Here is a 24,429-nt window from a genome sequence, read left to right as displayed (position 1 = left end):
TCCGCCACTCCTTCCTCACTATCGTGACTCCCGTCCCCATCGAGGGCTCCACCCAAAGCGCGTGATTCCACAGCGTCACTACGCACAGTGCCGTCATGATGACGGTCATGCTGTTGACCGAGATGGCACCCCCTCCCGGCGCCCAGGAGGTGGCCGGGCTGCGCGCCAGGGCCAGAGCCGCCCGGCGCCGCGCCCTCGTCGCGCTCTCCGCCTCGATCGCGCTCCTGGCCACCGTCCAGTTGCTCGCCGACAGAGCGCCCACCCGCGAACAGGCGCTACCGCTCGCCATACTGTCCCTGACGGTCTTCCTCGCGGCGCTGCCCGCCCTGGCGATCACCCAGTGCATCTGGGGCACGCGCGCCCGCCTGGTCCGCGAGCGGGAGCGGGAGCTGTACGCCGGCGCGCCCTCCGGCCGGGCCCGCCCGCTGACCCGGCTGGCGGTCGCCGGCTGCTGGGCGGTGACGCTGCTGCTCGGCTGGACGGCCCCGCGCTTCTTCCGCGCCTCCGCCCGTTACGCCTTCGCCGACTCCCTGAGCTGGGCCGTCGAGGCGCTGGCGGTGACGAGTTGCGCGGCGGGGGTGTTGTTCCTCCTCTGGTGGGCACGTGACGCGCTGGGGATGCTGGCGCGTGCCCTGCGCTCGGGCGGATCACCTGGCGATCCATGGGATCCCGGCCGCGGCACGCGCCCGCGAGGGGGCGCGGCGCTCTGGACGGGCGCGGCCGTGGCGGTCGCCGCCCTGCTCGGGGCCCGCGCCCACCTGTGGGAGCCGGCCACCGGCGTCGTCTACGGACTGCTCACCGCCGCCCTCGTCTGCGGAGTAGTTACTGACGAGTAGCATGGGCACGGAACCCCATCCAGCAAGGAGGAGCGAATCCGTGCCTTCCTCTCGTGACGTCGTGTTCGTCGACGGCGTACGCACGCCTTTCGGCAGGTCAGGGCCGAAGGGTCTATACGCGGAGACCCGCGCGGACGACCTGGTCGTCCGCGTCATCCGCGAGCTCGTCAGGCGCAACCCCACCCTGCCGCCCGAGCGCGTCGACGAGGTCGCCATCGCCGCGACCACCCAGATCGGCGACCAGGGCCTGACCATCGGCAGGTCGGCGGCCGTACTGGCCGGGCTGCCCAAGACCGTGCCCGGCTACGCGATCGACCGCATGTGCGCGGGCGCGATGACCGCGGTGACCACGGTCGCCGGCGGCATCGCGTTCGGCGCGTACGACGTCGCGATCGCCGGCGGCGTCGAGCACATGGGCCGCCACCCGATGGGCGAGGGCGTCGACCCGAACCCGCGGTTCCTGTCGGAGAAGCTGGTCGATCCGAGCGCGCTGGTCATGGGCATGACGGCGGAGAACCTGCACGACCGCTACCCGTCGATCTCCAAGGGCCGCGCGGACGCGTACGCGGTGCTGTCGCAGGAGAAGGCGGCCAAGGCGTACGCAGACGGCAAGATCCAGCCCGACCTGGTGGAGACCGCGATCAGGACGGCCGAGAAGGGCTGGGGCCTGGCGGTCGAGGACGAGGCGCCGCGCCCGGGGACCACGCTCGAAGGGCTGAGCGCGCTCAAGACGCCGTTCCGTCCGCACGGCAACGTCACGGCGGGCAACTCCTCCGGCATCAACGACGGGGCCACCGGCTGCATCGTGGCGGCCCGGGACGTCGCCGCCGAGCTGGGGCTGAGCCCGAAGATGCGGCTGGTGTCCTACGCGTTCGCGGGGGTGGACCCCGAGGTCATGGGCGTGGGGCCGATCCCGTCCACCGAGCGGGCGCTGCGCCTGGCCGGCCTGGACATCTCCGACATCGGGCTGTTCGAGATCAACGAGGCGTTCGCCGTGCAGGTGCTGGCGTTCCTGGAGCACTTCGGCATCGCCGACGACGATCCCCGGGTGAACCCGTACGGCGGCGCGATCGCCTACGGCCACCCGCTCGCCTCGTCGGGCGTGCGGCTGATGACGCAGCTCGCGCGGCAGTTCGGCGAGCGTCCCGGCGTGCGTTACGGCATCACCACGATGTGCGTCGGCATGGGCATGGGCGGCACTGTGATCTGGGAGAACCTGGCGTGAGCAATCTGGAGACCTGGCGCGCGGCGCTGAGTGAGCGCGGCGGCGACGAAGTCGTCACCAAGGCGCTGGTACGCGACGTCCAGTTGCCCGGCGGCGCCGGCACGATGGCGCTGATCACGCTGGACAACGGCTTCGACCACACCAAGCCGAACACCTTCGGCCCGCGCGGCCTGTTCGCGCTGAACGGGGCGTTGTCGGAGATCGCCGAGCGCACCGACCTGGCCGCGGTGGGGGTGACGGGCAAGCCGTTCATCTTCGCCGTCGGCGCCGACCTCAAGGGCGCGGCCTCCGTGGCCACCCACGACGAGGCGCTGGCCATCGGCGGGCTGGGCCACTACGTCTTCCGCCGGCTCGGCGAGCTGCCGATCCCGTCGTTCGCGTTCGTGAACGGCGCGGCCATGGGCGGCGGGCTGGAGCTGGCGCTGCACTGCACGTACCGGACGATCTCCGCGGGCGTGCCCGCGGTGGCGCTGCCCGAGTGCTTCCTCGGGCTGGTGCCGGGCTGGGGCGGCACGCAGCTGCTCCCGCGCCTGATCGGCCCGGCGAACGCGATCAAGCTGATCATCGAGAACCCGCTGTCGCAGAACCGCATGATCAAGGGCACGGACGCGTTCAAGCTCGGCGTCGCCGACGCGATGTTCGAGCCCGCCGACTTCCTGGAGGAGTCGCTGCGCTGGGCCTCCCGGGTGCTCCAGGGCGACGTCACGGTGCGGCGGACCGAGCACGACGGCTGGAAGAAGGCCGTCGACGACGCGCGCTTCCTGGTGGACATGAAGCTGCGCGGCGCCTCCCCCGCCCCTTACCGGGCGCTGGACCTCATCGCCGCGGCCGAGACCGGCTCGCGCGACGAGGGCTTCGCCGCCGAGGACGAGGCCCTGGCCGACCTGCTCATGGGCGACGAGCTGCGGGCCGGCCTCTACTCCTTCGACCTGGTGCAGCGCCGGGCCAAGCGGCCCGCGGGCGCACCGGACCGGTCGCTGGCCCGCAAGGTGACCAAGGTCGGCGTGGTCGGCGCGGGGCTGATGGCCTCGCAGATGGCGCTGCTGTTCGCCCGGCGGCTGGAGGTCCCGGTCGTGCTGACCGACCTCGACCAGTCCAGGCTGGACAAGGGCGTCGGATACGTACGCGACGAGATCGGCAAGCTCGCCGCCAAGGGACGCATCACCGCGGACCAGGCCAACCGCCTGACGTCCCTGGTGAGCGGCTCGCTGACCAAGGACGCCTTCGCCGACGCCGACTTCGTGATCGAGGCCGTGTTCGAGGACATGGTGGTCAAGAGGCAGGTCTTCGCCGAGGTGGAGGCCGTGGTCTCCGACGAGTGCGTGCTGGCCACGAACACCTCCTCGCTGTCGCTGACCGAGATGGGCGCCGATCTCGCGCATCCCGAGCGGCTGGTCGGCTTCCACTTCTTCAACCCGGTCGCCGTCATGCCGCTGCTGGAGATCGTCAAGGGCGCGGCCACCGACGACGCCACGCTGGCCACGGCCTTCGCCGTGGGCAAATCGCTGAAGAAGTCGTCGGTGCTGGTCAAGGACGCTCCGGCGTTCGTCGTCAACCGGCTGCTGACCTGCTTCATGGGCGAGGTCGTGGCCGCCGTGGACGAGGGCACGCCGCTGGAGACGGCCGAGCACGCGCTCGACGGGCTGGGGCTGCCGATGACGCCGTTCGCGCTGCTGCAGCTCGTCGGCCCGGCCGTGGGCCTGCACGTGGCCGAGACGCTGCACGAGGCCTTCCCCGGCCGCTTCGGCGTCTCGGAGAACATGGCCAAGCTGGTCGCCGCCGGCAAGCCCGGCGCCTACCGGCCGGACTTCAGCCTGGACGAGGAGGCGGTGGCGCTGTTCGCGGGCGGCACCGCGCCGTCCACCGCCGAGCAGGTGCGCGAGCGCGTCCTGGCGGCGCTGGCGGCCGAGATCCGCATCATGCTGGACGAAGGCGTGGTCGCGGCGGCCGAGGACATCGACCTGTGCATGATCCTCGGCGCCGGGTGGCCGTTCCATCTGGGCGGGATCACCCCGTACCTGGACCGGGCCGGCATCGCGCGGCCGCGCTTCCTGCCTCCCGGCGTGGCCTCGCTCCCCGCGTGATCTCGGGCGGCTGATTTTAAGGAGGCCCGTACGGCGGGCCTCCTTAACTCATCCGGGCCTCCGTCGTAGCGTTTGGTGCCGTCCTACGAACGGAGAGTAATCATGATGCGAGCAGTCGGCACGATCGCCCTGTGCGGAGCATTCCTGCTGGGCGCCTCGTCCCCTGCGGCGGCCACCCGCGCCCCCAAGGTGCAGCTCAAGGTCGTCGACGCGGTCAAGGGCGGCGCGACGAAGACGGTCTGGCTCCACTGCGCGCCCGTCGGCGGCACCCATCCGAACGCGAAGGCGGCCTGCCGCCTGCTGGAGCAGGTCAACGGCCAGCCGAACCAGCTCAACGTCTCCCCGAACGCCTCCTGCACGCAGCAGGTGCAGCCGCACGCCGTCGTGGTCATCGGCCGCTGGCACGGCAGGGTGGTGCACTGGGCCAAGGTGTTCGGCAACGGCTGCCAGATGCGAGCCGCCACCGGAGCGGTCCTCGCGATCTGACCTGAGCGAGGGGTGGGCCCGCGCCCACCCCTCGGGTCCTCAGCGGCGCGCCATCCGGCTGTGCCAGTAGCCGAACGCGAAGTAGACCACCACGCCCAGGATCATCCAGGCCACGAACCGCAGCCACGTCTGCGCCGGCAGGTTGAGCATCAGGTAGACGCAGGCCAGCACGGACAGGATCGGCAGCACCGGCACCAGCGGCGCGCGGAATCCGCGCGGCAGGTCCGGCCTGGTCCGCCTGAGCACGATCACCCCGAGCGAGACGACCACGAACGCGAAGAGCGTGCCGATGTTCACCAGCTCGGCCAGCTCCCCGAACGACACGAACCCGGCCAGCGCCATCGTCACCAGCCCGACGATGACCGTGAGCCTGGCCGGCGTCCCGAACCGCGGATGGACGTGCGCCAGCCAGCGCGGCAGCAGCCCGTCGCGGCACATCGCGAACAGCACCCGGGTCTGGCCCAGCATCAGCACGAGCACCACCGTCGTCAGGCCGGCCAGCGCGCCCACGCTGATGATCGTGGCCAGCCAGGGGACGCCCACCGAGGTGAACGCGTCCGACAGCGGCGCCGAGGTGCTGAGCTGGTCGTAGCGCTGCATGCCGACGACGACGAGGGAGACGGCGACGTACAGGAACGTGCAGATGGCCAGCGAGCCGATGATGCCGCGCGGCACGTCGCGCTGCGGCTCGATGGTCTCCTCCGCGGCGGTGGCCACGATGTCGAAGCCGATGAACGCGAAGAACACGATCGCCGCGGCCGAGAAGATGCCGACCACCCCGAACGCGACGGGCGTGATCCCGAACAGCAGCTGGATCAGCGGCGCGTGCAGCCCCTCGACCCGCGGCGTGGCCACCGGGTCGGGGATGAACGGCGTGTAGTTGGCGGCCTTGACGAAGAACAGCCCGGCCACGATGACCAGCAGCACCACCGCGATCTTGGTGACCACCAGGATCAGGTTGACGCGCGAGGACAGCTTGATGCCGGCGGCCAGGATCGCGGTGAGGAGGGCGACGATGACGACGGCGGGCACGTTCACCACGGGGTCGTCGCCGGCGATGGCGGCGGGCAGGCCGATGCCGATGGAGGACAGCATGGAGGCGAAGTAGCCCGCCCAGCCGACCGCCACCACGGCCGCGGCCAGCGCCAGCTCCAGGATCAGGTCCCAGCCGATCACCCAGGCGGGGAACTCGCCCAGGGTGGCGAAGGAGAAGGTGTAGGCGGACCCGGCGACGGGGATCGTGGAGGCGAACTCGGCGTAGCACAGCGCCGCGAGGCCGCAGACGACGGCCGCGACGATGAACGAGACCGCCACGGCGGGCCCCGCCAGCTCCTTGGCGGCCTGCCCGGTGAGCACGAAGATCCCGGTCCCGACGATGACGCCTATGCCGAAGACCGTGAGGTCGGTGGCGGTCAGGCGCTTTCGCAGCTGGTGCTCGGGAGCTTCGGTGTCGCGGATCGACTGCTCGACGCTCTTCGTGCGAAAGATGTCCACGATCAGCGATCCTTCCCTCACCCTTGGTGATCATGCGCTGTCCGGGTGGGATCAGGGACGTCCTGGTGGAGCCCGCCGCTCTGGGTAGCTGGCAGTGGTCATGTTCAACGACCTGCTCGACACGCTGGCCAGGCAAGACGCGGGAGTGGTGGTGCTGCTCCTGCTGGTCTTCCTGACCCTGGACGCCTCGGTCGGCATCGGGCTGATCACCCCGGGCGACGGCCTGCTGCTCGTCGCGGGCGCCACCGCGGACGGCGTCCCCGAGGCGCTGGCGCTGATCGGCTCCGGGGTGCTGGCATGCTTCGCGGGCGCGTCAGGCGGCCATTTCCTCGGGCGGCGCTACGGCACCCGGCTGCGGCACAGCAGGCTGGGACGGCGCATCGGGGAGGCGCGCTGGGTGCGGGCCGAGGAGTTGTTCGAGCGCAGCGGCTGGGCTCTGGCGCTGGCGTACTTCCTGCCGGTGCTGCACGCGCTGACGCCGGCCGTGGCGGGCACGGTGGGGATGTCGTACCGCAGGTTCATGCCATGGGCGATGCTCGGCAGCGTGGCGTGGGTGAGCACCTACGTGACGCTGGGCGCGGTCGCCGGCGGCGTGGTGCGCGAGCACGCGGGCTGGCTGCTGCCCGTGGCGGCCGCGGCGGTGATCGTCGTGCTGGCGATCACCGCCGCGGTCCGCCGGGCGCTCAACGGCGGACGGGCTCGGCGGCGGAGGTCCGCTTGGCGACGGCCTCGGTGATCTGCCGGGCGAGGTCCTGGCCCGTCAGGCCGATCCTGGCCAGGATCGCGGCGCGCTTGGCGTGGCCGAGGAAGTCCTGCGGGATGCCGAAGGTGCGTACGGGCACGTCGACGTCGGCGTCGCGCAGCAGGCGGGCCACGGCGTCGCCCACGCCGCCCACGCGGCCGTTGTCCTCCACCACGGCGACCAGCTTGTGGGCGCCCGCGGTCAGGACGAGCGCCTCGTCCAGCGGCTTGACCCAGCGCGGGTCGACCACGGTGGCCGAGATGCCCTGGGCGTCGAGCAGGACCGCGGCGTCCATGCAGAGCCGAGCCATCGGGCCCACGCCGACCAGCAGCACGTCGGGGCCGCCCGCGCCCTCGGCGGCGCGCAGCACGTCCATCTCGCCCAGCTTGCCCACGGCCTCGATCGGCTCGGCCACCGGGCCCTTGGGGAAGCGCAGCACGGTCGGGCCGTCGGTGACCTCGACGGCCTCGCGCAGCAGCTCGGCGACCCGGTCGCCGTCGCGCGGCACCGCGATCCGCAGCCCGGGGACGACCTGGAGGATGGACAGGTCCCACATGCCGTTGTGGCTGGCGCCGTCGTCGCCGGTGACGCCCGCCCGGTCGAGCACGACGGTGACCGGCAGGCGGTGCAGGGCGACGTCCATGAGGAGCTGGTCGAAGGCTCTGTTGAGGAACGTGGCGTAGAGGGCCACCACCGGGTGCATGCCGCCGAGCGCCAGCCCGGCGGCGCTGGTCAGCGCGTGCTGCTCGGCGATGCCGACGTCGTAGATGCGCTCGGGGTAGGCCTCGGCGAAGGCGTTGAGGCCGGTCGGGTGCAGCATGGCCGCGGTGATCGCGACCAGGTCGTCGCGCTCCTTGCCGAGCCGGACGAGCTCCTCGCTGAACACGTTGGTCCAGATGCGGGGCTTGGGCTTCTCCGCGCCGGTGGCCCGGTCGAAGGCGCCGGGCGAGTGGAACTGGTCCTCGTCGTGGTTCTCCGCGGGACTGTAGCCGCGGCCCTTCTGGGTGAGCGCGTGGACGATGACGGGGCCGCGGAAGTCGTGGGCCTTGCGCAGGGCTGCTTCCATGGCCTGCTCGTCGTGGCCGTCGATGGGGCCGACGTATTTCAGCCCGAGGTCCTCGAACATGACCTGCGGCGCCAGGACGTCCTTGACGCCCTTCTTGAAGCCGTGCAGCGCGTCGTAGAGGACGGGAACGTTCCCGATCTTGTCCTTGACGTAGTCGAGCATGTCCTCATAGCGGCGGGTGACCCGCAGCGAGGACAGATGGGAGGCCAGGCCGCCGATCGTGGGCGAGTAGGAGCGGCCGTTGTCGTTGACGACGATCACGAGCGGCAGGTCCTTGCCCGCGGCGATGTTGTTGAGCGCCTCCCAGGCCATGCCGCCGGTCAGCGCGCCGTCGCCGATCACCGCGACGACCGTGCGGTCGTGCTCGCCACGCAGTTTGTACGCCTTGGCCAGGCCGTCGGCGTAGGACAGCGCGGTCGAGGCGTGGGAGTTTTCCACGAGGTCGTGCTCGGACTCGGCCTGGCTCGGATAGCCCGACAGGCCGCCCTCCTGCTTGAGCGCCTCGAACCCGGCGGCCCGGCCGGTGAGGAGCTTGTGCACGTAGGCCTGGTGGCCGGTGTCCCAGACGACGGGGTCGTGCGGGGAGTCGAAAACGCGGTGGATCGCGATGGTGAGCTCCACCACACCCAGGTTGGGGCCCAGGTGACCGCCGAACCGCGCGCACGAGTCGACGAGGAGGTCACGGATCTCCCCCGCGAGCCGCGGCAGCTCCTCGACAGCGAGCCGTTTGACGTCGTGCGGTCCCTTTACCGAGCCCAGCAACCCGCTCACGGATCCGACTCCCCTCTGCTCTTGTTCGTCGATCCACCCGAGTCTAGTTCGCGGACGCCTCACTGACTCCATCGAGTCAATTCCACCCACATATGTCCGATCTTGACCTAGTCTTTCGGTACCTATGAACTCCGCCCCCTTTGGAAAGATCGCGGCCCTTGTGGCTGCTCTGCTGGCACTTGCCCTGGCAGCGGCTGCTTTGGTGCTCGTGCTGGCGGAGACTGCCACGACGTCGACGGGGTCCGCGAACGAGGCGCAGCAGGCCGCCTCCCCGCCGTCCAAGTCCGCGAGCGGCAAGAAGCAGGCGCCCGCCCTGGGCCGGGCGCTGGCGACGCAGAACCCGCTCTACAGGACGGGGCGGCTCACCGACGTGAACTGCTCGCCCGGAGACCTGCCGGCCGGGAGCATGATCGCGTACCGGCGCTTCCTGACCCGCGTGACCAACTGCCTGAACAAGGCGTGGGGCGCCCAGTTCCGCAAGGCGGGGGTGAAGTTCACCAAGCCTCGGCTGCGCATCATCACCACCAAGGTGAAGACGCCCTGCGGCGCGTGGAACACCGGCGCGGACGGCGTCTACTGCTCGACCGACCGCACGATGTACCTGATGATCAGCAAGGATCAGCTCCGCAACCCGTTCCCGCTGGGCATCACCCGGCTGATCGCCCACGAGTACGGCCACCACGTGCAGCAGATCTCCGGCATCTGGGGCTACTACTGGACGGCCAGGGCGGGAGCGGGCAAGGCCAAGCGGCTGCAGCTCTCGCGTAATTCCGAGCTGCAGGCCGAGTGCTTCTCCTCGGTCTTCATGAGCACGATGAAGGGCACGTCGCTGGTCACGGACGCCGACTGGGCGTACACGGTGGACTGGTTCAGGAAGAACGGCGCCAAGGGCTGGCCGCAGAACGACCACGGCAAAGGGGCGACGCAGGCCGCCTGGATGACGCGCGGGTTCAACCGCGGAACTCCGGGCTCCTGTAACACTTGGGCGGCCTCGCCCCGAAATACACTTTAATCTGCCTTTACCTGGGGCTCCCTCTTTCACTAGGGTGCCTTCTCATGCGTATCCCCCGATTGGCGCTCATGGCGGGCGTTTTAGCGAGTTCGCTCTTCGCCGGCGTGCTCTCCGCCGGCGCCGCCCAGGCGGCCACCGTCGCCGGCCCGGGTTTCAAGCCCGTCCTGACCAAGAGCACTCTCTACAAGACGGGCAAGCTCGGTTTTGAGACGTGCGAGGAGCCGCAGGTCCAGAGCGGAAGCCTGGACGAGGCGCGGCTCTATTTCGAGGCGCTGCTGGGCTGCCTCGACAAGGCGTGGGGGCCCAAGGTGAAGAAGGCGGGCTTCACCTTCACCAAGCCCAAATTCCGGGTGATCACCAAGCCCGACAAGAAGGGCAAGTGCGGCGGCTTCCCGCAGGGCGGAGGCGTGCAGGCGATCTACTGCAGGCTGGACAAGACGATCACGTTCCTCCTCACGCCGCAGATCGTCGAGGAGCCGACGGACCTGCAGCTGATGGCGACGCTCGCGCATGAGTACGGCCACCACCTCCAGTACCTCACGGGCATGTTCAAGGCTCTCGACACCCCGGCCAAGAAGACCGAGGCTCGCTACCTCGAGGAGAGCCGGCGCGTCGAGCTGCAGGCTCAGTGCCTGTCCGGCGTGTTCATCGGCAGCATCTGGGGCTCGCTCGGCCGCCCGGAAAGCGACTACCAGCTCCTCCTCAAGGCCAAGCACGGTCTCGGCCTAGGGGTGATCGGGGTTCGGGACTCGGCCGACGAGACGCACGCCTCGAACGCCGCCAACAGCCGCTGGATCAAGCGCGGCTTCGACGCCAAGTCGGCGGGGGGCTGCAACACCTGGACGGCCGCGAAGTCCCAGGTGTCGTGAAGAAGTCCACCCAGACATAGAACAAAACACTTCAGAGTGATTTAAGATCCGCGATCGTGCGCATTTCTCTCATAGCGGTAGTTGTGTGCATGGTCGCGGGTCTTTTCCTCCCGATGCCGGCTCATGCGGCGATGCGTGCCGCGCAGTCCGGCCTCTCCGGCGCCATGAGCGGGGACGTGCTCCCCGAGAGCTGCGAGATCCCCCGGATCCGCCTCGGGAGCGTCGCCTCGCTCAAGTCCTTCCACCGTGCGATGGCCGCCTGCGCCGACCGTTTCTGGGCCGCCAGGTTCGCGGCCGCCGGCCTGGCCTACAGCTCGCCCGAGGTCACCGTCACGACCGGGACCGACTCGGTCTGCGGGAAGATCAACGGCAACGGCGCGCACTACTGCCCCGAGCAGCACACGATCGTCATCCGCGTCATGCGGCACGACCTGCGGGACCCGTTCAGGATGAACATCGCGCACTCCGTCGCCCACGAGTGGGGGCACCACGTGCAGCAGCTCATCGGGGTCCTGGACGCGCAGAGCGCGCTCTTCTGGCCGGCCTCCGACCGCGCGCGGACCCTGCTGAGCCATCGCCTGGAGATGCAGGCCGAGTGCTTCGCCGGCGTCTTCTACAGCGCCACGCTGGAGTCGATCGGCCCGGGGATCGCGTGGAAGGAGTGGATCGACGCGGTGCGCGGGGCGGACGAGAGCGAGATCCACGGCAAGCCCCGCAACCTGGCCTACTGGCAGGACCGCGGTTACCGGGGCGGCGCCACCGGCTTCTGCAACACCTGGACGGCGGGGAAGTCCAAGGTCACCTAGCGGGGGTTTAGGCGTTGGCTCGGGCCAGGACTTCGAGCGGGTCGGCCAGCACGTGGGCGAAGGCCAGCTCGGCCGCGCCCACCAGCGTGGCGGCGTCCCCGAGCGCGGACGTGCGCAGCCGCAGCCGCTCCCGCTGCGGCGCCATGGCGTTGAGATTGAGCTGCGTGCGCACCTGGGCCGCCGAGCCGAGGTAGATCTCCCTCAGCATCCCCCCGAAGATCACCATCTCGGGGTTGAAGATGTTCACCAGGTTCGCGACGCCGAGCCCGAGCCAGTCGCCGACCCGGCTGAGCGCCTCCTGCGCCACGATGTCGCCCCGGTCGGCGGCCTCCACCACGGCGCGCACCGCGTCCCTGCCGTGCTGCCCGGCACCGAACCGGCCGGCCGACTCCAGCAGCGCCCGCTCCCCCACCTCCGCCTCCAGGCAGCCGTGCGCGCCGCAGCCGCAGGTCCGGCCGCCGGGGTTGACGACCATGTGGCCGACCTCGCCCCCATAGCCGTCGTGGCCGCCGAGCAGGTGGCCGCCCGCGATGATGCCGCCGCCGATGCCGACGTCGCCGTGCAGGTAGATGAGGTCTCTCACATTCGCGCCGACGCCCCTGCTGTGCTCGGCGAGCGCGGCGAGGTTGGCGTCGTTGCCCACGCTGACCGGCAGGCCCAGGCCCAGCCGGCGGCCCAGCTCCTCCCCGAACGGCACGTCCTCGGCCTTCAGGTTGGGGCCGAACCTGACCACGCCGTCGGCCTTGCGCACGCCCCCCGACACGGCCGCCGCCGCGCCCACGCAGACGGTGTCGGCCCGCGTCTTGCGCCGCATCTGCCTGGCGAACCCGGCCAGCATCCCGGCCAGCTCCCCCAGCTCGAACGTGCCGCGCTCGCGTACGCTCTCGCGGCGGTCGAGTATCGCGCCGCCCAGCCCGACGCGGGCCACCGCCAGCCGGTCGGGACCCACGTCGAACGCGAACACGTAGACCCGCGCCGACTCCGGCCGCACCACCAGCGAGGGCCGGCCGGCCCGGCCGGTCTCGCGCGGCAGCTCCTCCCGCACCAGCCCTGCGGCGGTGAGGTCGGAGGTCAGGGCCATGATCGTGCTGCGGTTGAGCCCCATCTTCGCCGTCAGCTCGGCGCGCGAGATCGGCCCGCCCAGGTGGACATGGCGAAGCAGCGCGCCGAGGTTGTGGCGTCTGATGTCCTCTTGAGAGGGGCCGGCACGCATCGTCTGGGGTTCCTTCAAGGGCTGCGAGTCGCTGATCACCTTAGACCAGCAGCCGCCGCCCGCTTGCGCGCCAGGGCGTCGACGCCCGCGGCGAGCAACAGCACAGATCCGGTGACCAGGTACTTCACGCTGGCTCCGTACCCCATGAGGCCCATGCCGTTCTCGATCACGGCCACCACGGCGCCGCCGAGCACGGCGTCGAGCACCCGCCCCTTACCGCCGAACAGGCTCGTGCCGCCGATGACGGCCGCGCCCACGGCGTACAGCAGGACGGAGCTGCCGCCCGTGTTCGGGTCCACGGAGCTGGCCCTGGAGGCCGCCACGATCCCGCCGACCGCGGCCATCGAGGAGCAGATCACGAACGCGCTGATCCTGAGCCGGTCCACCGCGATGCCCGCCCTGCGGGCCGCCTCCGCGTTGCCGCCGACGGCGTACAGATGCCGGCCGAACCCGGTACGGCGCAGCACCAGCGTCCACACGACCAGCAGCACCAGGATGAGGGGCACCACGATCGGCACGCCGGTGAGCGAGACGATGGCGGCGTTGCGGCTGCGTTCGAGGTTCAGCACGAAGACGGCGACGCCCGCGAGGAGCGCCAGCGCGCCGACCCGGAAGGCGATCAGCGACAGGGGGTCGGCGGTGAGGCCGCGCTTGGAACGGTTCCTGGCCCGCAGGAGCTGCACGCCCGCGTAGACGCCCACGCACGCGGCGTAGAGTGCCCAGCCGAGCCAGCCCGGCAGGTTCTTGTTCGCGACCGCGACGATCACGCTGTCCCTGATGGAGATGTTCGTGCCCTCGTCCACCAGCACCAGGACCAGGCCCTGGAAGGCGAGGAACGCGGCCAGCGTCACGACGAACGACGGGATGCCCACCTTGGCCACCAGCGTGCCGAGCACGACGCCGATGAGCACGCCGGTGAGGATGGCCGCCACCACGCACACGTACCAGGGCAGACCCGCCTTGGTGAGGGTGACGGCGAGGACGGCCGCGCACACGCCGCTGGCGAACCCGGCGGACAGGTCGATCTCGCCGAGCAGCAGCACGAACACCAGGCCCATCGCGATCAGCGTGACGGCGGCGCCCTGCGTGAACAGGTTGGCGAAGTTGATCGCGGTCAGGAAGGAGTCGCGCGCGGAGGCGAAGACCGCGCAGAGCACGACCAGGCCGAGCACGGCCGGCAGCGCGCCCATGTCGCCGCCGCGTACGCGCTGGATGTAGGCGACGAAGCTGTTCTTGATCGACGGGGCCTGCTTCGCGGCGACGATGGCCTCGCCCGGGAGTTCTTTGACCTTGCTCATGGGGTGACCCCGTTCTTGAGGCCGAGATCACCGCTGCGGCCTGAGGTGATCAGTTCGACGACCTGCGCGTGCGTCACGTCGGAGGTCCTGACCTGGGCGGCCATCCTGCCGAGATAGAGCGCCGCGATCCGGTCGGAGACGGCGAACACGTCGTTCATGTTGTGGGAGATGAGCACGACGGCCAGCCCCGTGTCGGCCAGCCTGCGCACCAGCTCCAGGACCTGCGCGGTCTGGGCCACGCCCAGGGCCGCGGTCGGCTCGTCGAGGATGACGACCTTGCTGTTCCACAGGACGGCCTTGGCGATGGCGACGGTCTGCCGCTGCCCGCCGGACAGGCTGGAGACCTGCTGCCTGATGGACTTCACCGTACGCACGGACAGGCTGCTGAGCGTCTGCTGGGCCAGCTCTTCCATGCTGTCCTCGTCGAGCAGGAAGCCGCTCTTGCGCTCTCTGCCGAGGAACATGTTCTGGACGATGTCGAGGTTGTCGCACAGCGCGAGGTCCTGGTAGACGATCTCGATCCCGAGCTCGCCCGCGTCGCGCGGGCTGTGCACGGTGACCGGGCGGCCGTCGAAGAGGATCTCGCCCCCGTCGGTGGGGTAGATGCCGCCGATGCACTTGACCAGCGTCGACTTGCCGGCGCCGTTGTCGCCGACCAGCGCCGTGACCTCGCCGGGATAGGCCACGAACTCGACATCGTGCAGGACCTTCACAGGACCGAAGCTCTTGTCGATCCCGCGCACTTCAAGGAGGGGGGTCATGAGGCTCCCTAAGGGGGGTACGGCCGGCGGCCGCACCCCCTCGGTTCTTAGTGTTCTACTGGATTCCCGCCTCGGTGCACTTGGCGGCGAAGTCGCCCGTGCACAGTTCCTCCTTGGTCACATAACCGTCGGCCACCACGTCCTTGACGTTGTCGGCGTAGATGGCCTGCGGCTCAAGCAGCTCGGAGGGCACGTCCTGACTCGTCTCCGGGTCCTTGACGCTGCCGCTCGCCGTGGGCTTCTCACCCTTGGCCAGCGCCACCGCGAGCTTGGCCGCGGCGTCGGCCTCCTTCTTGACCGCCTTGTACACGGTCATGCACTGGTCGCCGGCCAGGATGTTCTGCAGACCCTGTACGGTCGCGTCCTGCCCGGTGACCGGCACCTTGCCGTTGAGGTTGTTCTTCTTCAGCACGGTGATGGCCGCGTTGCCGAGACCGTCGTTGGCGGCCAGCACCCCGGCGATCTTCGGCTGCTCGGTCAGCATCTGCTCGAAGATGGTGCCGGCCTGGGTGTTGTCCCAGTCGGGCACGGGCTGGTCGGGGCCCTTGACGTACTCGCCCGCGTCGAACTTGGGCTTGAGCACCCCGTCGTACCCGCTCTTGAACAGGGTGGCGTTGTTGTCGGTCGGCGAGCCGTTCAGGTAGGCCACGATCGGCTTCGAGGCCTTCTTGTCGGTCAGGCACTTGCTCAGGCCTTCGCCCTGAAGGGTGCCGACCTTGGTGTTGTCGAAGCTGACGTAGTAGGCGGCGCCGCCGCCCAGCGTCAGCCGGTCGTAGTCGATGGTGGCCACGCCCTGGGACTTGGCCTTGTCGATGACCGTCTTGCCGGTGCCGCTGTCGAGGTTGACGATCATGAGAACGGTGGCGCCGTTCGTGATCATCTGGTCCGCGATGGTCTGGAACGCCGTCTTGTCGTTCTGGGCGTTCTGGATGTCGTATTGGACGCCGGCGGCCTTGAAAGCCTCTTCAAGGTACTTGCGGTCCGCCGTCTCCCACCGGGCCGAGGACTTGCTGTCCGGCAGGATGACGCCGATCTTCCCCGTCTTGGCGGAGGCCGAGGCCGAGGCCGACGAGGTCGACGTGGTCTGACCGCTGTCGCCCCCGCAGGCGGTGAGACCGAGGGCGAGCGCGGCGGCCGCGGCGGTCAGGCTGAGGATCCCCTTGCGCATGGTGCAGGGTCCTTTCTTCCGGAGGGGCCCGGATGAATGTTGTTTGCGGCAACGTATTCCGGGGATGGCCTGCTTTGGAAGACCTACTGGCCCAGCAGTTTGTTGTTTCGGGTAACAATCCAGAAACGTCACCTCAACCTCCCCGACTCCTTACGGTCATCACCGCACGTCCGCTCCCGAGCCGTCCGTGCCTCAGAGGCCCATCGCCGCGAGGGGGCGGGAAGGACGGTGGCGTCGCCAGGCGGCGACCAGGAAGGCGATCAGGCCGAGGACGGGCAGGGTGCAGAGGGCCCAGCTCAGCGCCAGCGGCGGGCCGGGCTGCTCCACCAGAGCGCCTGTTCCCTGCCCCTGAGGGCCGTCGATGACGAAGGTGAAGCTCCACGTTCCGGCCGTGGACAGCGACTGGATGTCCAGCCCCCAGACGTCCCGTTTACGCGGATGGCGAGACAGCGGACTCGCCCCTGCGCGGGCCCCCTTCCATGCCGGGGCCGGTCGTGCTGAGCGTGCCGGACTTGCCGGTCAGTCCCCCGTCAGGGGCGAAGGTGAAGTCCAGGTAGACGGCGGTCTCCGCCGGCTAGGTGAGCTGTTTCGCGACGATGAAGGGAATCGTCGCGGTTCTCCGCCCGTCCCTGAGCGACAGCTCCCACGGGCCGGCCTGGGTGACGTCCAGCACGGCGGAAGAGGACTGCGGCCGGCTGCCGAAGGTGACCACGGCGGTGTCGGCGGCCGGGCCAGAAGCCGAGCCGGCGGAGGCGGACGTGGAGACCCCGGTGGGCGTCACCGCCAGGCTCAGGGTGCCGGCGGGCGTGCCCGTGTGGGTGATCACGTCCACGTGGAGGGGTCCTGGCACCCCGGTGACCCGTCGCAGGACGACGGTCAGCTCCCGGTCGCCGAGCGTCTGGGCGACCGGCACGTCGCCGCCGGCCGAGTCCGCCTCCGCCAGGGGGCTCATGGCGATCACCAGGGCGCTCAGCAGGACGATGAGTGCGGCGCCGGGACGGAGTCGTGGAGCGGTGTCCTTCATGGACGCGCTAGACCGTGGCCGGCGTTCCCGGGGAACGGACGGGCGGTGTTCGTACTGGTCCGCGATAGGTCACGCCTGCAGCCAAGGGAGCATGGTGTTGCCGGCGCGTATGCGGTTTTCGATATGCCGGCGATATGCTCCGGCTCCTAGCATCGGGGCGTGCGTGTGCTGATCGTGGAGGACGAGCCCTTCCTGGCCGAAGCCATCCGCGATGGCCTGCGCCTGGCGGCCATCGCCGCCGACATCGCCGGTGACGGTGACACCGCGTCGGAGCTGCTGAGCGTCAATGCCTACGACATCGCCGTCCTCGACCGCGACATCCCCGGCCCCTCCGGTGACGAGATCGCCAGGCGCATCGTCGCCTCCGGCAGCGGCATGCCGATCCTCATGCTCACCGCCGCCGACCGGCTCGACGACAAGGCCTCCGGGTTCGGGCTCGGCGCCGACGACTACCTCACGAAGCCCTTCGCGCTCCAGGAGCTCGTGCTCCGCCTCAGAGCGCTCGACCGCAGGCGTGCCCGCAACAGGCCGCCGGTACGGGAGATCGCCGGCCTGCGGCTGGATCCGTTCCGCCGCGAGGTCTACCGCGACGGCCGCTACGTCGCGCTGACCAGGAAGCAGTTCGCGGTGCTCGAAGTCCTCATCGCCGCGGAAGGCGGTGTCGTCAGCGCCGAGGAGCTGCTGGAACGCGCGTGGGACGAGAACGCCGACCCGTTCACCAACGCCGTGCGCATCACGGTCTCGGCCCTGCGCAAACGGCTCGGCGAGCCCGGGATCATCGCCACCGTGGCCGGCGCCGGCTACCGCATCGACGCAGCACCCGAGTCCGGTGGATAGGGCGCCGGGGCTGAGCGTTCGCTTCAAGCTCACCCTCAGCTATGCCGGGTTCCTCATGCTCGCCGGCGTCTTGCTGGTCGTGGTGGTGTGGGCGTTCCTGCCGCGTTACGTGCCCAACGTCGCCCGGGCCATGACGCCGACGGGGATGAATCCCAACCAGGGCATCGCCCGCGTACACGACGGATCCCTCACCATCGTCCCGCGCCCTGCGGGCGGACTCCGCATCGCCGTCCACCTGCCCACCGCACCGCTTGTCCAAGTGAGGCGGGACTCCTCCACCCCCCGACCCTGCTCCTGTGACGCCGGCACGCCTACGGTTTGCGCGCGAGGACGAGCCGGCATCGCGGGCTGCCGTCCGCGCGGCGGCCCAGGGCCGGCAAGGGGACCGTCGTCACGGTGAATCCGGCTGCCGTCAGGTCGGTGCGGACCGCGCTCAGCGGGCAGCTGCCGTAGTACATGACGAAGGGGGGCCGCCACACGGCGTTGCGCACCTTCATCGCCAGGTCGAAACCGAGCAGCGCCCAGTACTCGCGCGATTTGATGGGCGGCGGCGCGCCGATCGGGAAGGCGAAGAGCCCGCCAGGGCGTAATGCGCGGTAGACCCCGGCGAAGAGCCGGGGCCGTTCGGCGGGCAGGAAGTGGCCGAGCGCTCCGAAGCTGACCGCGAGGTCGAAGTCCGCGGCGAAGGGCAGCGCCCGGACGTCGGCCGCCGACCACTCGGCGTCCGGGTGCGCGCGGCGCGCCTGCGCCAGCATGCCGGTGCTGAAGTCGACGCCCGTGATCCGTCCCTGGCACAGGGGTTCGAGGATCCGCATGCCCGCGCCGGTGCCGCAGCACACGTCCAGCCCCCGGCCGAACGGCCCGAGCGGGCGCAGCGCGCCGGCGGCCGCGTCAAGGATGGCGTCTGGGGTGCGAAACGGCGTGTGGTCGAACTTCGGGGCGAGCAGGTCGTAGCCGCGCTCGACCGAGGACAGTGCCTGGACCACCAGTTCACGGAGCGACGGACCTTGGGGCGAGAACACCAGCTAAGGGTACTTTCCGGTCACGACCGCCCTGACCGGAAGGAGATCCACACATCCGGCGGAACGTCGGGCCGGTCCGGCACGTGGCGGCGTTCCTCCGTCCACGCGTCACCGGCGATCTCCGTGGCGACGCGCCGCCAGAACGCGACGGCCGCCGTGTTCGAGTCCTGGAAGGCGACGTCCCACGGGCCGGGATGCCGGGAGATCACCTCTCGCGCGAGGTTCAGGCCGATCCCGGATCTGCGCGCGCCGCGTACCACGAAGAAGCTGTTCAGCACGCGCGCGGGCCCGGACAGCGCGCGCACGAACGAGAACCCGACGGGCCGGTCGCCGCTGGTGAACAGGTAGGCGGCCCAGTCGTCGTCCTCGAACGCCGCACGCAGCCGGTCGCTGTGATAGGTGGCGTCGGCGCTGGGCAGCCCGCCCTGAAAGTCCGCCATGTCGTGGCGGAACATGAGCCAGAGTCGTTCGACGGCAGGGCGGTCCGCGGCGCTCATCGGCCGCACAGTTGCCTGAAAATTAGTCATAAAACCACTTTCCGGTCGGAAGCAACATCCGGCCGGAAAGGTAAAACTAGCAGATCCCAGCGGCGTTCCGGTCTCTAGACGATGGAACGTTCCTGCGCGGAAGCGCCGGACTGCCACACCTCGAACTCGCTGGCCTCGGCGCCGTCCCCGCAGACCGGGCAGCCGACCGCGTCGCGCGGCCACTGGGACATCACTTCGAGCGCGCCGGTCTCGTAGTGGACGTCGATCTGCTGGGCCAGGGCGATGGGAGCGGCGTGCCGGGTGACGAGCCGGATCGCCTCGCCCGCGATCATGGCCGCGATCATGGCGATGTGCGGCGGGAAGGCGATGGTCACGTGGTCGAGGTTGGCACGCAGCGCTCCGGCGAGTTGCCTGCGGTATCTCGGGTCGGTACGGCTGTAGTAGAGGTGCAGGCAGTCCAGGCAGCCGCTCTCGTAGGGCCGCACGGTGAACAGCCGGCCGCGGGTGACGAACGAGCCGCCGCCGACGTACGGGACGACTTCCTTGACGCAGCCCGCGTTGACCCGCCGCTGCGCGATGAACGGCGGCTCGTCGATCGCGCAGATCGCGACGTCGGCGCCGCGTACCAGGTCGGCGACCTGGCCACCGGACTCGATCTTCCGCTGTACGGGGACGAACTCGACGTCGGGGTTGATCTGGGCGGCCAGCCGGGCGGCGGCCTCGGTCTTGTCGGAGCCGATGTCGCTCTCGTGGTACAGGAACTGCCGGTTGAGATTGGTGCGTTCGACCTGGTCGTAGTCGACCGCCGTGATCTTGCCGAAGCCCGCGCCGAGCAGCAGGGGCAGGATGTACGACCCGCCGCCGCCGAGACCGAACAGCACGCAGTGCGCGGAACGCAGCCGGTCCTGGGCGTCGGCGCGCGAGGACGACAGCGTGCCGTAGTGGCTGAAGTAGTTGACGTTGCCCTCGTAGCGGCTGAGCAGGCCGCTGTCGTAGACGGTCGCGGCGGCCTCTTCGACGAAGCCCCGCTGGTCCAGGTCGGCCACCGCGGTGAGCACGTCGTCGATGCCGACGTCCGGGTGCGCCGCGCGGACGACGGCCACGACCTCGGCGAGCGGCCTGGTGCCGTCGAGCGCGTTGACCAGCGTCCACAGCTGGCCGAACGGGTCGGCTATCTCCACCGTCACACCGGCCTGCGCGCCGATGCGGAAGCGGCTCTCGTCCATCTGGTAGATCGGATAAATAGGCTTGAGGCGGATGTATCGGTTGAGGGACAGGGTGTCGGCCATGGAGGTGTTCCTTCGTTGTCTGCTGTTGAGCGGGCCGGGGGCCGTTCCGGGAGCCGACCGGCAAGGACCGGCCCCGGAACGGTCGGGATCACACGAAGAGCCAGGTGATGAGCTGGAACGGAGCCTCGCTGGCCTCTTCAATCACTTCGTACCGCATGTGGTTCACCCCCCTTTGCGAAGAACCGGCCGGCGGGAAGGCCCGGGGCCGCAGGGAGCACCCCGGATGCCGGTCGCGGGACGACTGCCGTCGACACAGGGACGCAGCCGCGCGGTCAGAGCGGTGTTCCCCTGCCGTCGGCTATCCTTCGGGGCAAGAGGTTCCGGGAGCCGGCCGGCAAGGGCCGGCCCCCGGGGCTGTGCGTGAATCACGGTCGGGATCAGACGAAGACCCAGTTCACGTCGGTGACCGGGGCGTCGCTGGCCTGGTCAAGGATGTCGTACTTCATGTGATTCACCTCCCTTCGCGTAGGACCGGACCGGCCGGGAAAGTAGGCCGGCCACGCTTGTCGCTCCCACCAGGGCCGCCGCCACGAAGAACACCGCGCGCGGTCCTGCCGCGCCGGCCAGGACTCCGGCGAGCAGCGCCCCGATGGGAAAGAATCCGACCGAGGCCACGAGGAGCGCCCCGGATACCCGGCCACGGACTTCGGCCGGGACGGTGGTCTGGATGAGCGTCATCATCATCACGTTGGACGCCGCGTTGGCGACGCCGACGCCGAGGAACAGCAGCGCGCTGAGCACCCCTGGCTGCACGAGCCCGGCCCCGCCCAGCAGGACGGCCTGCGGCAGCAGCAGCGCGACCGCCACCCGCACGGGGTGCCGCGGGGCCGGCAGGGCACTCGCGGCCAGGCTGCCCAGCAGCGCGCCGAGCCCGAAGGCGCCGAGCACGATCCCGTACGCCGTGGCGAACGCCGGAACGCTCTGCTGCAGCAGTACAGGAAGGCCGACCTCAAGGACACCCGCGAAGCCGATGTTCCCGATCGCGGCCAGCACCATGATGACCTTCAGCAGCGGGAACTCCCGCATGACGGTGCGCAGCCCGGCCCCGCCCGTGGCGGGCGCCGCGGCGGGCACGTACCGCTGCCCGCGGCCGATCAGCCAGAGGGTCGCCACCGACACCCCGTACGAGAGCACGTCCACCCCCAGCGCGGGTCCCGCGCCGAGCTGGGTGACGACGATGCCCGCGAGCACCGGGCCGCCCAGGGTGACGGCCTGCGTGACCGCGTAGTTGAGGCCGGTGGCCCGCTGGATGCGCGGCTCGTCGACGATCGCCGGGATGATGGAGAAGTTCGCGGGCAGGAACGCGCCCCCGGCCAGGCCGAGCACCACGCTGCCCGCGCACAGCTCCCAGATCCCCGCCTGAGCCGTCCAGATGAGCAGGCACAGGACTCCGACGGTGGCGGCGCGGACCACGTCGGCCACCAGCATGATCTGACGCGGGGCGAACCGGTCGGCCAGCGGGCCGCCCAGCAGCAGTCCGGCCAGCCGTGAGACACCATAGACGGTGAGAATCAGCGCCAGGGCGCCCGTGCCCTGGCGGGGCAGGACGATCACCGGCAGGGCGATGACGAAGAACTGGTCGCCCAGGCTGGACAGCCCCTGGCCGGTGATCAGCAGACCCAGCGGCGGGATGCGGCGGCGGGTCCCGGCGAGCGAGCTCATGCGAGACGATCCGGATGAGCATGCGGCGTGGGGCGCCTCGGGTCCGTCGGCCAGTTTGTCACGTGTGCCATTCGCGGGCCGGACGCCACCGGATCTCTGATTTCCCGTTAAATCTTAAACTTTCTTGCGGCCTGGCCTCCGGCGCGCCGCCGCCCGTGCCCCGCTCGCCGGACGCGAATCGGTCAGGGAGCCAGCACCTGGGTGACCACGTTCTGCGCGATCAGGGCCACGGCGGACGCGGCGGCCACGGCGAGCACGGCCACCCGCACCTTGCCGCCGTCGAGATAGCGCCGCAGCGGCCCGCACGCCAGGAAACCGAGCGCCATCGGCACGATCAGCACGGCCCCCGTCACCAGCGCCTGCGCCGGCAGTTCGTCCACCACGTACAGGATGACCAGCGACTGGGCCGCGCTCAGGAAGAAGAACATGGCCAGCGTCGCCCGGATCTGCGGCCCCTTGGCGTTCTGGTACACCAGCGCGACGGGCGGCCCGCCGATGCCCGTGGCGGTCCCGGTCACCCCCGACACGAACCCGGCGGAGGCGATCGTCGCCGCGTTACGCGGCACGCTCAGCGCCCTGGCCGTCAGCACGACGGCGACGAGCACCATGACCGCGACGAGAACGCCTCGGGTGTAGACGGAAACGTAGACCACGATGACCGCACCGATGACGCTCCCCGGCACCCTGCCCAGCACCGCGAACCCGAGCCCGCGCCAGTCCACCCGCCGCCACTCCGTGACCAGCGTGAACAGCGGCAGCGTCATGTTGACCACCTGGATCGCGCCCGGCATGAGGTCGGGGACCATGATGGTCAGCACCGGCGCCGCCACCAGCCCCAGGCCGAACCCGACGGCTCCCTGGACGATCGCACCGACAAAAACCACCAAGCTGCCCACAACCAGGATTAATGCCGTATCAGTCATGCCTGGCAGTCAACCACCTTTACTCTCCGTTGCCATGACCACTGCGAGCGTGACTGAGGGGTGTAGGTTTTCCCGTAGACGCCGACGTAGCCTTTGGGGTATGGCCATGAAGCCGAAAGCGACGACCATCCGCGTCAGCGTCAAAACCCGGGACAGGATCGCAGCACTCGCGAAGAAGGCAGGCGAACCCATGACCGCGATCATCGACCAGGCCATCCGGGAGATGGAGAAGAAGCAGCGCTGGCAGCGCGTCGCGGAGCAGATGGAGCAGACCCAACGAACGGACCCGCAAGCCTGGGCCGACTACCTCGCCGAGTCCGGTTCGAGAGGAGAGTGGGGATCGTTCCCCGACGACCTCGTTCACGAGATCACAGACTGGATCTAGCTGTTTTGCCGCCCGGCGAAATATCGGTTCGCCGGGTGGCACTCTCATCGTGCCACACGCCGCTGATCGTTAAGCTGCCGACTGTGCACTCCGCCCCCATCAAGCGCGCCCTGACCCTTGCCGCGGTCCTCGCGATCGCCTGCATACCCGCCCAGAGCGCGCAGGCCGCCGGCTCAGGCTCGGCGCCGGTCTCGAATCCGTTCTCCACGAAGGCCGGCAAGCTGGCCGTCACGTCGTGTCCCGAGACGCCGATCAGCTCCGGGGGGATCCCGCGGGCGCGGCAGTATCTGGAGGCGGTCGTGAAATGTCTGGATAAATCGTGGTCCGCGTATTTCGCGCATGCCGGGCGGTCGTACGGGAAACCGGTCGTCCAATACTTCGAGGAGCCCGCGAGCACGGTGTGCGGGCTGCGCTGGCCCGAGCACGCCGCGGCCTTCTACTGCACCGACCGGCGGACGCTCGTCTTCCCCCTCACCGGCGGCTGGATCGAGGACAGGACGGACCTCTACCCGTTCAAGGTGGCCGCCCACGAGTACGGCCACCATCTGCAGAGCGTCACCGGGATCCGGCGCTCGTACGAGGCCAGGGCCCGCACCGACCGCGCGCACCAGGCCGAGCTGAAGCGGCGCTACGAGCTGCAGGCCGACTGCCTGTCCGGGGTGTTCATCGGCAGCGTGTGGGGCTCGCTGTCACGTACGGCGGCCGACTGGACGGCGCTGCTCGACGCCACGCGCGCCAGCGGGGACGAGGACGAGTACCGCAGCCACGGCAAGGGCGCCAACCGCGTCCACTGGCTGGCCCGCGGCTACCGGGCCGGCTCCCCCGCGGCCTGCGACACCTGGTCGGCCCCGTCCGCCAAGGTCTCCTGAAGTCCGGGCAACGGCAAAGAGCCGCCCGGCGGGGGGTGTCCCGCCGGGCGGCTCTTCATGTGTCGGGTGGTTCCCCCGATACGGGCGCGTGAGGATCGC

The 24,429-nt window shown here is 70.2% G+C and carries 24 protein-coding genes; 11 read left to right on the top strand and 13 right to left on the bottom strand.

The window, feature by feature from the left end; genetic code table 11:
* Window positions 1-107 precede the first annotated feature (107 nt).
* From ABEA43_RS08595 to ABEA43_RS08580, 4 genes are all read left to right on the top strand, one after another.
* On the top strand, window positions 108-836 hold the full coding sequence (locus tag ABEA43_RS08595; RefSeq protein ID WP_345560080.1) for a hypothetical protein: 729 nt from the start codon (window positions 108-110) through the stop codon (window positions 834-836).
* Between the two features lie 61 nt (window positions 837-897).
* The gene (locus tag ABEA43_RS08590; RefSeq protein WP_345560793.1) at window positions 898-2,061 is read left to right on the top strand and encodes a thiolase family protein; all 1,164 of its coding nucleotides are present in this window, start codon (window positions 898-900) and stop codon (window positions 2,059-2,061) included.
* On the top strand, window positions 2,058-4,145 hold the full coding sequence (locus tag ABEA43_RS08585; protein ID WP_345560079.1) for a 3-hydroxyacyl-CoA dehydrogenase NAD-binding domain-containing protein: 2,088 nt from the start codon (window positions 2,058-2,060) through the stop codon (window positions 4,143-4,145). The genes ABEA43_RS08590 and ABEA43_RS08585 overlap by 4 nt, the downstream gene beginning before the upstream one ends.
* A gap of 102 nt (window positions 4,146-4,247) precedes the next feature.
* Window positions 4,248-4,631 carry an SSI family serine proteinase inhibitor gene (locus tag ABEA43_RS08580; RefSeq protein WP_345560078.1) on the top strand — a complete coding sequence of 128 codons (384 nt, stop codon included), beginning with the start codon at window positions 4,248-4,250 and terminating at the stop codon, window positions 4,629-4,631.
* A 39-nt stretch (window positions 4,632-4,670) separates the two neighbouring features.
* On the opposite strand, the gene ABEA43_RS08575 is transcribed toward ABEA43_RS08580, so the two are convergent.
* Entirely contained in the window at window positions 4,671-6,125 is a 1,455-nt protein-coding gene (locus ABEA43_RS08575; protein ID WP_345560077.1) for an amino acid permease, read from the bottom strand.
* Between the two features lie 100 nt (window positions 6,126-6,225).
* Between ABEA43_RS08575 and ABEA43_RS08570 the strand changes: the two genes are divergently transcribed.
* Window positions 6,226-6,861, top strand: coding sequence for a DedA family protein (locus ABEA43_RS08570; protein ID WP_345560076.1), 636 nt, complete (start codon window positions 6,226-6,228; stop codon window positions 6,859-6,861).
* On the opposite strand, the gene dxs is transcribed toward ABEA43_RS08570, so the two are convergent.
* Complete coding sequence (gene dxs / locus ABEA43_RS08565) at window positions 6,809-8,695, bottom strand: 1-deoxy-D-xylulose-5-phosphate synthase (RefSeq protein WP_345560791.1); 1,887 nt, start codon at window positions 8,693-8,695, stop codon at window positions 6,809-6,811. The genes ABEA43_RS08570 and dxs overlap by 53 nt on opposite strands.
* 217 nt (window positions 8,696-8,912) lie before the next feature.
* On the opposite strand from dxs, the gene ABEA43_RS08560 reads away from it, so the two are divergent.
* The 3 genes from ABEA43_RS08560 (at window position 8,913) to ABEA43_RS08550 (ending at window position 11,391) form a co-directional block, all read left to right on the top strand.
* Window positions 8,913-9,716 carry a neutral zinc metallopeptidase gene (locus tag ABEA43_RS08560; RefSeq protein ID WP_345560075.1) on the top strand — a complete coding sequence of 268 codons (804 nt, stop codon included), beginning with the start codon at window positions 8,913-8,915 and terminating at the stop codon, window positions 9,714-9,716.
* Window positions 9,717-9,760: 44 nt separating this feature from the next.
* On the top strand, window positions 9,761-10,585 hold the full coding sequence (locus ABEA43_RS08555; RefSeq protein WP_345560074.1) for a neutral zinc metallopeptidase: 825 nt from the start codon (window positions 9,761-9,763) through the stop codon (window positions 10,583-10,585).
* Between the two features lie 131 nt (window positions 10,586-10,716).
* The gene (locus tag ABEA43_RS08550) at window positions 10,717-11,391 is read left to right on the top strand and encodes a neutral zinc metallopeptidase (RefSeq protein WP_345560073.1); all 675 of its coding nucleotides are present in this window, start codon (window positions 10,717-10,719) and stop codon (window positions 11,389-11,391) included.
* Window positions 11,392-11,398: 7 nt separating this feature from the next.
* On the opposite strand, the gene ABEA43_RS08545 is transcribed toward ABEA43_RS08550, so the two are convergent.
* The 6 genes from ABEA43_RS08545 to ABEA43_RS08520 all read right to left on the bottom strand — a co-directional run bounded on the left by ABEA43_RS08545 (window position 11,399) and on the right by ABEA43_RS08520 (window position 16,855).
* Complete coding sequence (locus ABEA43_RS08545) at window positions 11,399-12,604, bottom strand: ROK family transcriptional regulator (protein WP_345560072.1); 1,206 nt, start codon at window positions 12,602-12,604, stop codon at window positions 11,399-11,401.
* Between the two features lie 35 nt (window positions 12,605-12,639).
* The gene (locus ABEA43_RS08540) at window positions 12,640-13,902 is read right to left on the bottom strand and encodes a sugar ABC transporter permease (protein ID WP_345560071.1); all 1,263 of its coding nucleotides are present in this window, start codon (window positions 13,900-13,902) and stop codon (window positions 12,640-12,642) included.
* Window positions 13,899-14,663, bottom strand: coding sequence for an ATP-binding cassette domain-containing protein (locus ABEA43_RS08535; RefSeq protein ID WP_345560070.1), 765 nt, complete (start codon window positions 14,661-14,663; stop codon window positions 13,899-13,901). Before ABEA43_RS08535 ends, ABEA43_RS08540 begins: the two co-directional genes overlap by 4 nt.
* A gap of 55 nt (window positions 14,664-14,718) precedes the next feature.
* Window positions 14,719-15,831, bottom strand: coding sequence for a sugar ABC transporter substrate-binding protein (locus ABEA43_RS08530; protein ID WP_345560069.1), 1,113 nt, complete (start codon window positions 15,829-15,831; stop codon window positions 14,719-14,721).
* A gap of 192 nt (window positions 15,832-16,023) precedes the next feature.
* Window positions 16,024-16,158 (bottom strand): hypothetical protein, encoded by a 135-nt coding sequence (locus ABEA43_RS08525; protein ID WP_345560068.1) that lies wholly within the window; start codon window positions 16,156-16,158, stop codon window positions 16,024-16,026.
* A 247-nt stretch (window positions 16,159-16,405) separates the two neighbouring features.
* Window positions 16,406-16,855 carry a hypothetical protein gene (locus ABEA43_RS08520; RefSeq protein WP_345560067.1) on the bottom strand — a complete coding sequence of 150 codons (450 nt, stop codon included), beginning with the start codon at window positions 16,853-16,855 and terminating at the stop codon, window positions 16,406-16,408.
* 159 nt (window positions 16,856-17,014) lie between these two features.
* Here ABEA43_RS08520 and ABEA43_RS08515 point away from each other — a divergent pair, with 159 nt between their 5' ends.
* Window positions 17,015-17,692: a response regulator transcription factor gene (locus tag ABEA43_RS08515; protein ID WP_345560066.1), complete on the top strand. Its 678-nt coding sequence runs from the start codon at window positions 17,015-17,017 to the stop codon at window positions 17,690-17,692.
* 311 nt (window positions 17,693-18,003) lie between these two features.
* Here the strand turns inward: ABEA43_RS08515 and ABEA43_RS08510 are convergent, their stop codons facing one another.
* The 5 genes from ABEA43_RS08510 to ABEA43_RS08490 form a co-directional block, all read right to left on the bottom strand.
* Entirely contained in the window at window positions 18,004-18,714 is a 711-nt protein-coding gene (locus tag ABEA43_RS08510) for a class I SAM-dependent methyltransferase (RefSeq protein WP_345560065.1), read from the bottom strand.
* A gap of 20 nt (window positions 18,715-18,734) precedes the next feature.
* Window positions 18,735-19,211 carry a GNAT family N-acetyltransferase gene (locus ABEA43_RS08505; RefSeq protein ID WP_345560064.1) on the bottom strand — a complete coding sequence of 159 codons (477 nt, stop codon included), beginning with the start codon at window positions 19,209-19,211 and terminating at the stop codon, window positions 18,735-18,737.
* Window positions 19,212-19,315: 104 nt separating this feature from the next.
* Window positions 19,316-20,491 carry a ThiF family adenylyltransferase gene (locus ABEA43_RS08500; RefSeq protein ID WP_345560063.1) on the bottom strand — a complete coding sequence of 392 codons (1,176 nt, stop codon included), beginning with the start codon at window positions 20,489-20,491 and terminating at the stop codon, window positions 19,316-19,318.
* 426 nt (window positions 20,492-20,917) lie between these two features.
* Window positions 20,918-22,153 (bottom strand): MFS transporter, encoded by a 1,236-nt coding sequence (locus ABEA43_RS08495; protein ID WP_345560062.1) that lies wholly within the window; start codon window positions 22,151-22,153, stop codon window positions 20,918-20,920.
* Between the two features lie 182 nt (window positions 22,154-22,335).
* Window positions 22,336-23,037 (bottom strand): sulfite exporter TauE/SafE family protein, encoded by a 702-nt coding sequence (locus ABEA43_RS08490; protein WP_345560790.1) that lies wholly within the window; start codon window positions 23,035-23,037, stop codon window positions 22,336-22,338.
* A 139-nt stretch (window positions 23,038-23,176) separates the two neighbouring features.
* Here ABEA43_RS08490 and ABEA43_RS08485 point away from each other — a divergent pair, with 139 nt between their 5' ends.
* Together ABEA43_RS08485 and ABEA43_RS08480 are read left to right on the top strand one after the other, a co-directional pair.
* Window positions 23,177-23,461: a hypothetical protein gene (locus ABEA43_RS08485; protein WP_345560061.1), complete on the top strand. Its 285-nt coding sequence runs from the start codon at window positions 23,177-23,179 to the stop codon at window positions 23,459-23,461.
* 83 nt (window positions 23,462-23,544) lie between these two features.
* Window positions 23,545-24,330 (top strand): neutral zinc metallopeptidase, encoded by a 786-nt coding sequence (locus ABEA43_RS08480; protein ID WP_345560060.1) that lies wholly within the window; start codon window positions 23,545-23,547, stop codon window positions 24,328-24,330.
* The last annotated feature ends 99 nt before the right edge of the window (window positions 24,331-24,429 follow it).

This window comes from Nonomuraea rosea, from assembly GCF_039539705.1.
GTDB lineage: Bacteria > Actinomycetota > Actinomycetes > Streptosporangiales > Streptosporangiaceae > Nonomuraea > Nonomuraea rosea.
The sequence above is the reverse complement of the archived record's forward strand: the minus strand, read 5'-3'. Positions and strand labels throughout refer to the sequence as shown.

Coding starts and splice junctions, on each gene's coding strand:
- ABEA43_RS08580 (WP_345560078.1), top strand. CDS start 4,248: ATGATGCGAGCAGTCGGCACGATCGCCCTGTGCGGAGCATTCCTGCTG.
- ABEA43_RS08520 (WP_345560067.1), bottom strand. CDS start 16,855: ATGAAGGACACCGCTCCACGACTCCGTCCCGGCGCCGCACTCATCGTC.
- ABEA43_RS08495 (WP_345560062.1), bottom strand. CDS start 22,153: ATGAGCTCGCTCGCCGGGACCCGCCGCCGCATCCCGCCGCTGGGTCTG.
- ABEA43_RS08530 (WP_345560069.1), bottom strand. CDS start 15,831: ATGCGCAAGGGGATCCTCAGCCTGACCGCCGCGGCCGCCGCGCTCGCC.
- ABEA43_RS08500 (WP_345560063.1), bottom strand. CDS start 20,491: ATGGCCGACACCCTGTCCCTCAACCGATACATCCGCCTCAAGCCTATT.
- ABEA43_RS08550 (WP_345560073.1), top strand. CDS start 10,717: ATGCGTGCCGCGCAGTCCGGCCTCTCCGGCGCCATGAGCGGGGACGTG.
- ABEA43_RS08485 (WP_345560061.1), top strand. CDS start 23,177: ATGGCCATGAAGCCGAAAGCGACGACCATCCGCGTCAGCGTCAAAACC.
- ABEA43_RS08570 (WP_345560076.1), top strand. CDS start 6,226: ATGTTCAACGACCTGCTCGACACGCTGGCCAGGCAAGACGCGGGAGTG.
- ABEA43_RS08535 (WP_345560070.1), bottom strand. CDS start 14,663: ATGACCCCCCTCCTTGAAGTGCGCGGGATCGACAAGAGCTTCGGTCCT.
- ABEA43_RS08545 (WP_345560072.1), bottom strand. CDS start 12,604: ATGCGTGCCGGCCCCTCTCAAGAGGACATCAGACGCCACAACCTCGGC.
- ABEA43_RS08505 (WP_345560064.1), bottom strand. CDS start 19,211: ATGAGCGCCGCGGACCGCCCTGCCGTCGAACGACTCTGGCTCATGTTC.
- ABEA43_RS08595 (WP_345560080.1), top strand. CDS start 108: ATGCTGTTGACCGAGATGGCACCCCCTCCCGGCGCCCAGGAGGTGGCC.
- ABEA43_RS08540 (WP_345560071.1), bottom strand. CDS start 13,902: ATGAGCAAGGTCAAAGAACTCCCGGGCGAGGCCATCGTCGCCGCGAAG.
- ABEA43_RS08555 (WP_345560074.1), top strand. CDS start 9,761: ATGCGTATCCCCCGATTGGCGCTCATGGCGGGCGTTTTAGCGAGTTCG.